This is a genomic window from Bacteroides galacturonicus, from assembly GCF_003096855.1.
Classification (GTDB): Bacteria; Bacillota; Clostridia; order Lachnospirales; family Lachnospiraceae; genus Lachnospira; species Lachnospira rogosae.
Genome location: NZ_QEOA01000007.1, coordinates 17,288 through 29,963 on the forward strand (window position 1 = coordinate 17,288; position 12,676 = coordinate 29,963).

The 12,676-nt window shown below is 36.6% G+C and carries 8 protein-coding genes; 2 read left to right on the forward strand and 6 right to left on the reverse strand.

The genetic code is table 11. The annotated features are described in order from the left end of the window. Positions 1-50: 50 nt before the first annotated feature. Together secA and hpf are read right to left on the reverse strand one after the other, a co-directional pair. Positions 51-2,618, reverse strand: a complete 2,568-nt coding sequence (gene secA / locus C7390_RS10530; protein WP_055177274.1) for a preprotein translocase subunit SecA — start codon at positions 2,616-2,618, stop codon at positions 51-53. A gap of 306 nt (positions 2,619-2,924) precedes the next feature. Further along, positions 2,925-3,455: a ribosome hibernation-promoting factor, HPF/YfiA family gene (hpf, locus tag C7390_RS10535; RefSeq protein ID WP_022503050.1), complete on the reverse strand. Its 531-nt coding sequence runs from the start codon at positions 3,453-3,455 to the stop codon at positions 2,925-2,927. Between the two features lie 632 nt (positions 3,456-4,087). Here hpf and ymfI point away from each other — a divergent pair. After that, positions 4,088-4,828: an elongation factor P 5-aminopentanone reductase gene (gene ymfI / locus C7390_RS10540; protein ID WP_116444179.1), complete on the forward strand. Its 741-nt coding sequence runs from the start codon at positions 4,088-4,090 to the stop codon at positions 4,826-4,828. Between the two features lie 21 nt (positions 4,829-4,849). Here ymfI and C7390_RS10545 read toward each other — a convergent pair whose 3' ends face one another. After that, a complete protein-coding gene (locus C7390_RS10545; protein ID WP_318295673.1) occupies positions 4,850-6,016 on the reverse strand; it encodes a cation diffusion facilitator family transporter in 1,167 nt (388 codons plus the stop codon). A gap of 312 nt (positions 6,017-6,328) precedes the next feature. Between C7390_RS10545 and C7390_RS10550 the strand changes: the two genes are divergently transcribed. Beyond that, positions 6,329-7,828: a serine hydrolase domain-containing protein gene (locus tag C7390_RS10550; protein WP_116444181.1), complete on the forward strand. Its 1,500-nt coding sequence runs from the start codon at positions 6,329-6,331 to the stop codon at positions 7,826-7,828. A 200-nt stretch (positions 7,829-8,028) separates the two neighbouring features. Here C7390_RS10550 and C7390_RS10555 read toward each other — a convergent pair whose 3' ends face one another. The 3 genes from C7390_RS10555 to C7390_RS10565 all read right to left on the reverse strand — a co-directional run bounded on the left by C7390_RS10555 (position 8,029) and on the right by C7390_RS10565 (position 12,604). Next, positions 8,029-9,198, reverse strand: coding sequence for a DUF3880 domain-containing protein (locus tag C7390_RS10555; protein WP_116444182.1), 1,170 nt, complete (start codon positions 9,196-9,198; stop codon positions 8,029-8,031). A 703-nt stretch (positions 9,199-9,901) separates the two neighbouring features. Next, a complete protein-coding gene (gene aroA / locus C7390_RS10560) occupies positions 9,902-11,197 on the reverse strand; it encodes a 3-phosphoshikimate 1-carboxyvinyltransferase (RefSeq protein ID WP_055306824.1) in 1,296 nt (431 codons plus the stop codon). A gap of 30 nt (positions 11,198-11,227) precedes the next feature. Continuing rightward, the gene (locus tag C7390_RS10565; protein WP_022503056.1) at positions 11,228-12,604 is read right to left on the reverse strand and encodes a citrate/2-methylcitrate synthase; all 1,377 of its coding nucleotides are present in this window, start codon (positions 12,602-12,604) and stop codon (positions 11,228-11,230) included. Positions 12,605-12,676: the final 72 nt, after the last annotated feature.

The following is a 12,676-nucleotide window of genomic DNA, read 5'->3' on the forward strand; positions in this document are numbered from 1 at the left end:
CAATCCGTCAAATATTATAATCTATAAATTACTATATCACTTCCCGGACATTATGCCTGACGTCCACAACAATTCTTATACTTCTTCCCACTTCCACAAGGGCAGAGGTCATTAGGATAAATCTTCTTATCTGTACGTCTTACAGGTCCTTTTACAGAAGGTCCTTCGTCTTTGTTAGTGCCTGTAACTTTAGCTACCTGCTCTCTTTCAACCTTTTCTTCTACCTGAATGTGCATAAGAAGTCTTACTGTATCTTCTGTAATAGCTCTTGTCATCTCATCAAACATATCATATCCCATCATCTTATACTGTACAACAGGATCTTTCTGTCCATATGCCTGAAGTCCAATTCCCTGCTTAAGCTGATCCATATCATCAATATGATCCATCCATTTTCTATCAATAACCTTAAGAAGAACAACTCGTTCAATCTCTCTTATTGTCTCTGGTTCTGGGAATAAAGCTTCCTTATCTTCATAGAATTTAACAGCTTTCTCTTTCAATGCATGAATAAGTTCATTCTTGTTCTTTATATTCTCATCATACGCAACTGGTGCTATAGGTATAGTTGGAAGTAAAAGCTCGTTAATCTCATCATAATTCCACTCATCAGCACTCTTATCTTCGCTGACACTTCTATTAACAACGCCCTCAACGAAATCAGTTATCATCTTCATAATTGAGTTACGCATACTCTCGCCATTAAGAACTCTCTTTCTCTCGGCGTACATAATCTCTCTCTGTTCATTCATTACCTGATCATATTCAAGCAAATGTAATCTTATTCCGTAGTTGTTAGTCTCAATCTTCTTCTGTGCTGTCTCAATAGCATTACTTAACAACTTATGCTCAATCTGGTCATTCTCACCAACACCTAATCTGTTAAATGTATTCATAAGAGTCTCCTGAGCGAATAATCTCATAAGATTATCTTCAAGAGATATATAAAATCTTGATTCACCTGGGTCACCCTGACGACCTGCACGACCTCTTAACTGATTATCAATTCGTCTTGACTCGTGTCTTTCTGTACCAATAATCTTAAGTCCTCCTGCCGCTCTTGCTTCCTCATCAAGCTTAATATCAGTACCACGTCCTGCCATATTAGTAGCTATTGTTACAGCTCCGTGCTTACCTGCATCGGCTACAATCTGAGCCTCAAGCTCGTGATACTTGGCATTAAGTACATTATGAGGTATTCCTCTTTTTCTAAGCATTTCACTTAAAAGTTCTGATGTATCAATTGTTATTGTACCAACAAGTACAGGCTGTCCTTTTTCGTGTGCCGCAACAACTTCTTCTACAACAGCATTGAACTTGCCCTTCATAGTCTTAAATACAGCATCATTATGGTCAATTCTTGCTATTGGCTTATTAGTAGGGACTTCTACAACGTCCATATTGTATATTCCCCTGAATTCCTTCTCTTCTGTAAGAGCAGTACCTGTCATACCAGCTTTCTTATCAAACTTATTAAAGAAATTCTGGAATGTAATAGTTGCAAGTGTCTTACTCTCTCTCTTAACCTTAACGTGTTCCTTAGCTTCAATAGCCTGATGAAGACCATCTGAATAACGACGTCCTGGCATAATACGTCCTGTAAATTCATCTACAATAAGAACTTCATCATCTTTGACAACATAATCCTTATCCCTGAACATAAGATAATGTGCTCTTAATGCAAGTGTTACATTGTGCTGTATTTCAAGGTTCTCAATATCAGCATAGTTATCAATATGGAAGAACTGTTCAACCTTATGGACACCCTGTTCTGTAAGATTAACAACCTTATCCTTCTCATTAACGATAAAGTCACCATCTTCCTCTATCTCTTCCTGCATCATAACCTGCATCTTAGTACGTTCACCATGGTAAGTACCCTTTACAAGCTGTCTTGCAAGTACATCACAAAGTTCATATAACTTAGTTGACTTGCCGCTCTGTCCTGAAATAATAAGAGGTGTACGTGCCTCATCAATAAGTACTGAATCGACCTCATCGATAATACAGTAATGAAGGTCACGGAGTACAAGCTGCTCCTTATATATAGCCATATTATCCCTAAGATAATCAAATCCAAGTTCATTATTAGTAACATATGTAATATCACTTGCATATGCCGCTCTTCTTTCATCATCTTTCATATCGTGAAGAACTATACCTACTGAAAGTCCAAGGAAATTGTGTACCTGTCCCATCCATTCAGCATCACGCTTAGCAAGATAATCATTAACTGTAACTACTAATACTCCCTTTTCTTCAAGTGCATTAAGATATGCCGGAAGTGTACATACAAGTGTCTTACCTTCACCTGTACGCATCTCTGCAATACGTCCCTGATGAAGAATAATACCACCGATAATCTGTACTCTGTAATGTTCCATCCCAAGAACTCTCTTGGCAGCTTCTCTTACAGTTGCATATGCTTCCGGAAGCAAATCATTCAAAGTCTCGCCTTTAGATAATCTTTCCTTGAATTCTTTAGTCTTTCCTTTAAGCTGTTCATCGCTTAACTTACCATATTCTTCCCTATAGCTTTCTACTTTATCAGCAATAGGATAAATTCTCTTTAACTCATGTTGACTATGTGTTCCGAATATTTTCTGAACTAAACCCATTACATACTCTCCTTACTTTACCTTTTCCACACTACGAAAAGCTGAAATTATTGTAATTGTATCACCATTTATATAATTAGGCAAGCATCACCCATAACAAGAAAGAAGTGCAGATATACTAAGATACTGCACTTCTTTTAGATAATCTTTAATTAATTAAATTACTATAAACTTATACCTTATAATTAATGTAAATTCATCAACTATATCTAATATAATACATTACATATAATTCATTAATCACACCATAAAGACTTGAATATAATTATATAAATCAACTATAATTCATAATCAGCTGCATTATAATTAGTCAAGTTCTGGCTCTATAAGACCATATGTATTGCCTTTTCTCTTGTATACAACATTAACTTCTTCTGTCTCTGAGTTGAAGAATACATAGAAATTATGACCTAATAATTCCATCTGGACACATGCCTCTTCAGGATCCATTGGTTTGATACCAAATCTCTTAGTTCTTATAATCTTAACCTCATCTGTTGGCTCATATTCATTCTCTACATATTCCTTAGCAAATGCGGCTTCATTATGATGCTTATCTACAATCTTGTTCTTATACTTCTTTAACTGTCTCTCAATTACTTCCTCAACAAGATCTATAGACACATACATATCACTGCTTACCTGTTCACTTCTTATAATGTTACCTTTAACAGGTATTGTAACTTCTATCTTCTGCCTTTCTTTCTCAACACTTAATGTTACATTGACTTCTGTCTCTGGTGCAAAAAATCTATCCAGCTTACCTAACTTTTCCTCCACTGCTGATCTTAAACCATCTGTTACATCAATATTTCTTCCTGTAATAATAAAACGCATGATGTCCAACTCCTTCTATCACTTTATTATCGTGTTGCCTGATCAAGGAATGTTGCCAATTCAATTGTGCTTCATTGTGCTTCACGACTTTTGATAATGTTATTATAACACAATTTCACATTTAGACAAGTAAGTTCACACAATTTACAGATATTTTATTAATTTAGTAGTCAAAGAGCCGTGAACCCCCTGTAATACTGGCATTTCAAATGTCAAGCACTAATACTGGTATTTTTTTAACAATTTTAAATTTTGTATAATTGAACAAAACATTTATTCTATTATCCACGATATAATCCACAGTGTTTATCCCCATATCAAATTGTGGATAATGTGGATAACTCGGTGTATAACTATTTTTCTAAGCAATTCCACACTTTTTATCTGTGGATAACTTCTTGATTATCTGTCAATTTGTGTCGAATAACTTTCTGAGTTTTTTGTAAGCATTTACAAATTTAGTAAGTATGCACAAATCATTAAATGTCAAGCTTGCCCAATGTATTTTTTTGATATAGAATGATAAATATAGTATATGCTCACATTTGCATTATTATGTTTAAATATCAGATTATTCTGACACAATAAGTGCTGATGTGTGCAAAAATCATTCATAGAAATGAGGATTTATTATGGAAACTAATGTATCCACTGTCATAGTGGTAACCGGTGCTTCACGCGGAATTGGCAAAGCTATTGCTTTAAGCCTAGCAGCACCTGATACAGCACTTATTATCAATTGTTCCAAAAGTGCTGGCAGGCTTGAACTTGTCAAAGAAGAAATTATTAAAAAGGGAGCATTATGTGAAACCTTTGTCGGGGACGTCAGCAATTATTCAACAGTTAATGAAATGTTTGACCTTGCCATAAGCATTTATGGAAAAGTAAATGTTCTTATTAATAATGCAGGAATTGCATCTATAGGACTATTTCAGGATATGACACCTGATATGTGGAATAATATAATGTCTGTCAATCTCAATTCTGTATACAACTGCTGCCATTTTGCAGTGCAGGATATGTTAAGACGTCATTGTGGAAAAATCATCAACATATCATCAGTGTGGGGCTTGTATGGTGCAAGCTGTGAAGTCGCCTACTCTGCTACCAAGGGGGCAATCAATTCTTTTACCAAAGCTTTAGCTAAAGAACTTGCGCCAAGTAACATACAGGTTAATGCAATAGCCTGTGGAGCTATAGACACTGAGATGAATGGACATTTAAGCCCTGAAGAGCTTCAAGAATTAGCAGAAGAAATTCCTTGTGGAACACTTGGCTCACCTTATGGAGTTGCCAATCTTGTAAAGCTTATATTAAACTCCGACAACTACCTTACCGGACAGATAATACAATATGATGGAGGCTGGATATAACCCCAGTCTCCATCACTAATTTCAGAACATTTTCTTGTCAACCTGTATTACTGCTCTCCAGTTCTCGTGCTTATTGCGGAGTGCATCTTTTATCCTGCCAACTATCTCATCATCTTTCATATTAAATCCAAATGGAACTAACACATCAAATATAAGATTAGTTATATGTGGTCCTTTTATTGTTCTGAAATCATGCATGCTTATATCCGGTGATATAGCATCAATTATCTCCTGAACAACCGCTTTCTGTTCATTAATAACCTCATCATCTGTTATTACAGGATCCATATGTATGCTTATAAAACAACCCATTCGTTTTTCTATGCGGCGTTCTGCCATATCCACACAGTCGTGTGCCACAAGAATATCCATATCTGCCGGAACTTCTGCGTGTACTGATACGAATACTCTTCCCGGTCCATAATTATGAACGATTAAATCGTGGACACCTATGATATGTTCATCCTCTAATATTAATCTTTCCAGCTCCTTTACAAATTCCTTTGATGGCGGCTGGCCAAGAAGTGGCGAAAGCGTTTCTTTAGCTGCTTTAAATCCTGCTATTATTACAAATAATGCGACAAACGCTCCTGCATAGCCATCGATATCTACATTGGAAAACTGTGTAATAAGCACGCCGAACAATACAACGGTAGTGCTTATGCAATCTGATAAGCTGTCTGTTGCTGTGGCTTTCATTGCCGCAGAATCTACTTTATCTCCAAGCCGTTTGTTAAATTTAGCCATCCACATTTTTAAAAGAATAGAAAAAATCAGTATTATAATTGAAATAAAGCTGAATTCCAGAGGCTGTGGATTGAATATTTTCTCAACTGAGCTTCTTAACAGCTCAACACCCATTACAATAATGAGCATTGATACAATAAAGCCTGATATATACTCTATTCTTCCGTGCCCATATGGATGTTCCGAGTCCGCCGGCTTGGATGCAAGCTTAAAGCCCGCAAGTGTTACTATTGATGAACCTGCATCTGATAAGTTATTAATTGCATCTGCCATAATTGACAATGATGATGTAAGAAATCCAGCCGTAAGCTTTGTAAGAAATAGTACAATATTACATATAATTCCAACAATTCCTGCAAATATTCCATACTCCAGCCTTACTTTGGGATTTTTCGTATCTTTATAATTCTTAACAAATATTCTGCATAATACGTTAATCAACTCTGTTCCCCCTTTTTTATAAATCCACATAATAACTTAAATAACAATTTAAACAATAACAATCCGCATACTATTACATTTTCTTAATATTACTATCCTTCCTGTGAATTTATACTATATTCTATACCTCAATAATTCCTTACATTATATATGATTTGAATACATTTTTGAAGTTTAATTTTAAAAAATTATATTATCATATAGACAGCTGATACATTTTGACACTCTCATATTTGTATTTTAATATATATTATATTAAGCTTATTAAAAAACTAACACTTGTAAAAGAATTCAACAACGGAGGATTTAATTATGCAGACTAAATTTAATTATGTTAAACCAAGCGAATGTAATATCGACTACCACAATCTTATTAATTATGCAAAACGTCTTGAAAATCAGGATATCCCTATGCACAGCCTTATAATTATGCGTGGAAACAATATATGTATGGAAAGCTATTACAAGCCTTACGACAACAATTCACTTCACCGTATGTTCTCTATGACAAAGTCTTTAGTATCTTTGGGCATTGGCTGTCTGTATGGCGAACACAAGTTATCATTAGATGACCATATTGTTGATTATTTTAATGATAAACTTCCCCAAAATGGAGCTTATGATTATATGAAAATGCTTACTATAAAGGATATGCTTACTATGAGAACGTGTCACGACAGCACCACTTATAAAACTGCTGGCACAACCGACTGGGTGGGCTCATTCTTTACAGTCAAGCCTGTTCACGCACCTGGCACACAATTCTCTTATGACACTTCATCAACTCACGTTCTTGGTGCTCTTATTGAAAGATTATCTGGAATGAGACTTATTGACTATCTTAAAGAAAAGTTCCTTAATGAACTGGGATTTTCTGAAGATACATTTATTCTTCCTGACCCTTGTGGAATTCCTATGGGCGGTTCTGGAATATGTGCAAGACCTGTTGATATGCTTAAAATAATCTATCTTATATCTAAAGATGGTGTATACAACGACAAGCAGCTTATTCCAGCAGATTACATCAAAGCCGCACGAATGAAGCAGAGCGACCCTTATGGAAAGAGCGGTACATTGGAAGAAATGCAGGGTTATGGTTATCAGATATGGATCACTCGCAACGGCGGATATGCCCTCTATGGTATGGCGGGACAGCTTGCACTTTATGTTCCTGATAAGGATATCTATATGGTAACAACCGCTGATACCCTTGGACGTCAGGGCGGCGTACAGTGCATATATGATGCCTTCTGGGAAGAAATCTATAATAAAATCGATGACGAAACATCTGTTAATAACGAAACTGATGCACAGCTTGCAGAATACAATACCTTTATTAACAACCGTGAATTGTTCTGCCTTAAGGACAGCACTGCTTCCTCATATGAGAATTTAATCAATAATGTTACATATGTATGTGATGAAAATGTATGTAAAATGACCGCTGTAAAAGTTACAATTCATAATGCAGACAATGCCTGCACGGACACTAATAACACTACCAGAAAATGGGGAACAATAACCTATACTAACGAAACAGGCACACATAGCATTGACTTTGGATTTGGTTATAACATCGTATCTGAATTTCCTATATACAATTTCAGATGTGCTGCTTCTGCTGTTTGGAAATGTGACAATAACCTTCTTATTAAAATACAGATTATAGACTCTGCAATTGGCAACCTCTATATATCTTTATCTTATAAGGATAATTATGCTTCTGTATTCTTAAAAAAATATGAAGAAACATTTTTCAATGAATTCAATGGTGTGTTTGGTGCAATTAGCAGCTTACAGCAAACTGATTGAATATTATTACAATAACATAACTAACGAATCATATAATAAAATGACATAGCGGCAGTGATTTATTAGTTCACTGCTTCTATGCCATTTTTATATCAATCTTTAATTATTACAATGCCAGTGGCGGTATTTCTTTTTAACTCTCACATCGTATTATAATGATAATACTAACGCCTTACCGCTATCGTGATAATCACATTTTATTAATAATTTACTATATCAAGAATTGTGGCAATTCTCTGTGTATAGCTGTGATTTTGTTTAACTATGTTATAACCATTAAATGCAATCTGTCTGCGCTCATCTTCGTGTGCCAGATAATATTCGGCTTTGCGGCAGCAGTCATTAATGTCCTCATAGTACACGATATCTTTTCCATTTTCAAAATAATCTGGAAGCTCAACCTGAAAATTCGTAAGCAGGAAGCCTCCTGCTCCTAATATGTCCCACACTCTTAATGGTATGCCCGTCCTTATATTTCTTATTGTCATATTAAGATTAATTCTCGAATTATTAAATACGAGAGGCATATGTGTCATATAAGCTACTGCACCCCTATAGTCAACGCCTTCCAGCTTACTGTCAATCGTGTCTGTATACAAGGCAGTATTATGACCCCTTAACGTCTTTGACAACCTGTTAAGCGTACTTACACGTTCTATATTAGCAAGCTTAAAGCCCAGAAATGTAGACTCAAACACAAGCCGTATATCAGAAAATGCCCTGTCCCCCTGCCTGAAATCTATTATCTCCGACAATTCCTTTAATATATCTACTGTCAGCAAATCGTCTATTATGTTATCCCCAAATATATTAAGCTGTGCAAGCATTGCCGCATCAAAATACCCCTTCATATATGGCGGCAGTTTATCTTTAATATCATCATAGGAATTCTTATGATACATACTTCCAACGAATGAAACATCAGCCGCAAACCTCTGCCGATCTTCTTTGCTCTGCCGACCAATCAGCTTATCAAGCCTTTCTGTATTAACAGCAAGCGGAAGATAGTATACATTTCGGACACCCATCTGCTTTAATTCATAATAAAAGAACTTATCAAATATAAATATATAATTACACGAATTAAATACAGACTGGTGATAAAGAGATATAAGTGGACTGTCTACTGTCCATGCAATATACTTCTTTCCAAGCTTTTCACATACATCTGATATATGCGGAAAGTAGTTAAGAGAAAATACTATATCATATTCTGAAATCACATCTGATATCTCTTTCATATCGTGTTCTTTATAGCCTGTGATACTGTTACTGTTGACAGGCTTTTCTTCATACATATCAACGGTATGTCCGAAATATTCAAACGCTTCGGCTACATCGCTTTGATTGTATACTTTCCATTTGTACATTAGGATTTTCAAATTGGGGGTCACCTGCTTTTCTTTTAATTTGTGGGAGTACTTTACAAAACTTTTGTGGTGGCGGTGGTGGACGGACGTTGTGCGGCATTAATATATTACCGCTGGGCACGCTCCCGCTACTTGAAGCCGCAGCGGACACTAAGCGGCTAAAGGACAGCCGCTAAGTGCCGGCGGCTTCAACAGTACCCAGCTTGCAATATATTAATGCCACACAACTGCGATTGCCAGCCGGAAGTTTTGTAAGTGCTTGCCGTAATTTATTTCGTGGAGTGGGGCTGTTGTTCTCTCGGCTAAGTAGGACTTGTTAACGTGTGTGAATTAAGCAGTACACAGATATACGGCTCGAAAAAAATCAAGGGAGGGTGACTGGGGTGAGGAGGTGGTCCTTTAAACATATTGTGATATTTCTTAGGCTTTCACTCTACGTCCAACAGCACTCGTACAAGGATGTACGAGTGAGCGAATACGAAACACGGATGTTTCGTCTGAACGGCTGTGTCCCTATCAACAACCTTCACAGAAAATCTTAGAAATATCCAATCTGTTTACCTGACCATCACCTTATCCCAGCAGCCCTCCCTTTTTTCGAGCCTTATATAGTCCGGCTAATCCATAACCTCCAGCTTAACACCTTAATATCGTGCCTTATATCGTCCGAAATCCGACTAACCAAAAGCTGCCCCCTCTCGCATTACTCTCGTGTAGCCCTGTCAAGCACCTGAAAATAATCCTCAAAGGTCTTCGCACAACACTCATAATCATCAATTATAATGCCATCCACTCTGAGCCCGATAAGTGCAAATGCCATAGCCATTCTATGATCGGAGTATGTCTTTACAACGCCTGGTTTAATATGTCCTGGAAGAATTTCTATTCTGTCTCTTCCCTTCTTAATATCTATGCAGAGGCTGTTAAGTTCATTAGCAATAGCCTCTATTCTATCTGACTCCTGAAGTCTTATATGTTCAATATTTCTTATAATTGTTGGTGTCTTTGCAAATGGAGCAATTGCCGCAAGTGTCATTGTCTGGTCTGAGAAGTCATTCATATCTACGTCTACGCCATTGTATTCACCATTAGCAGGACCTGTAACACTTATTCCTTCATGCTCTTCCTCAACTTTACAGCCTAACTGCTTTAATACCTCAAGGAACTTCATATCTCCCTGCATTGAAGTATATCTTACATTCTTAACAAGGGCATAACCACCTGTAAGTGCTGCTGCCGCATAGAAATAGCAGGCTGCTGACACATCAGGTTCAATCTGATATGTACCTGCAACATAATTGTCATCAGCAGGTATCTGATATACAGCCCCTTCGTGTACAACCTCACAGCCGAACTGCTTCATCATATTAGATGTTATTCTTATATATGAGCCATCTGTCTTCTTGCTTGTAATATTAATCTTAAGACCACTGTCAAGCATTGGTGCTGTCATCATAAGTGCACTTAAGAACTGTGTACTCTCACTTATGTCAATTGATACCTCTGCCTTAGGCTTATTACCGCCAAAAGCTGCACCTGTTACCTTTACTGGAAGATGTCCGTTTTTTTCAAGGAACTCAAAATGTGCTCCCATATCTTCAAGTGCATTAAATAAAGGAAGCATTGGTCTTTTCTTCATCTGCTCAGAACTTTCTATTGTATACTGTCCATCAGAAAAAGCTAACATTGCCGTAAGAAATCTTGCTGCTGTTCCTGCACTGCCTACATTGATAACGCCCTCTTTCTTAGGAATATTGCCACCATGTCCTTCTATGATTGCATATTTGTCAACTTCATTTACCTGTATAACATAACCTAATGCTATAAGACTTGAAAGAAAATGTCTTGAATCATCGCTGAATAACACTCCATTAAGTCTGCACTCTCCATCTGATAACGCTGCCATAAGAAGTGCTCTGTTCGTAATACTCTTAGAACCCGGCACTTCAACAACACAGTTAATTGGCTTATTTAACTTTCTTACCTTATATTGTGACATTTTGATTAATACCTCTTTAATTGCTAATTATTATTTGCGTTCTTCCATCTTAGGATAATCCCTATGCCAGCCTACATACTTATAAGCAGGACGAATAATCTTTCCTGCATTGACAAGCTCTTCAAGACGATGAGCACACCAGCCTGAAATACGAGCTGTTGCGAACATAGGAGTAAACATTTCTTCTGGAATACCAAGCATTGAATATACAAATCCACTGTAGAAATCGACATTGGCACATACCGGCTTGAACATTTTTCTTTTGTTCATAATAAGCTGTCCTGCTTCTTTTTCTACTGTCTCATAAAGAGCATACTCCTTCTCCATTCCCTTTTCAACAGAAAGATTTTTCGCAAAGCTCTTAAGTATAACTTCTCTTGGGTCAGAATTAGTGTATACAGCATGACCCATACCATATATAAGACCTGCACCATCAAATGCTTGTTTATCAAGAATTTTATTAAGATATGCACAGATTTCTTCTTTATTATCCCAATCCTTGCAGTTAGCTTTTATATCAGCGAACATTTCCTGAACCTTAAGGTTAGCACCACCATGCTTAGGACCTTTAAGGGAAGCGATTGAAGCTGCCATAGCTGAATATGTATCAGTTCCTGATGATGTTACAACGTGGTTAGTAAATGTTGAGTTATTACCACCACCATGCTCTGCGTGGAGTACAAGACAGATATCAAGAACCTTAGCTTCAAGCTCTGTGAACTGTCCATCATCTCTTAACATATAAAGAATATTCTCTGCCGTTGAATATCCCTTCCTAGGATTCTTAATCATAAGCGTTCCGTCTAATTTAAAATGTCTGTATGACTGATACGCATATACTGTAAGCAAAGGCATCTTAGCTATAAGCTGTAACGACTGCCTTAATACATTAGGAATTGATATGTCATCCGGATTTTCATCATATGAATAAAGGCTTAAGATACTTTTCATAAGTGAATTCATAAGATTAGTACTTGTTGCCTTCATAATTACATCTCTGATAAATGCACCTGAAAGTTCCTGTAAATCAGCAAGTATTCTAAGGAAACTGTCAAGCTGTTTCTCTGTAGGAAGATTACCAAATAAAAGAAGGTAAGTTGCTTCTTCAAAACGGAATCTATCTCTTGTAGAGCCTTTAATAATATCCTGGACATTATATCCCTGAAAATATAACTGTCCATCGACAGGTATCTTTCTACCATGAACATTCTCATTACCACATACATCAGATATTTCTGTAAGTCCTGTAAGAACACCATTACCATTACTATCACGAAGACCCCTCTTAACATCATATTCGATATATAAATTCTGGTCAATGGAGCCTGATCTTGTACACTCTTTAACGAGTTCTTCAAATTCACTTTTATCAACCGTTGTTAGTTCCATCATTTCCTGATTGTTCATTGTAATCCTCTTTTCTGCGCAATCTTTAGTACCTGCCTGATAAATGCCTGATGCGCTAGACATATACCTGCC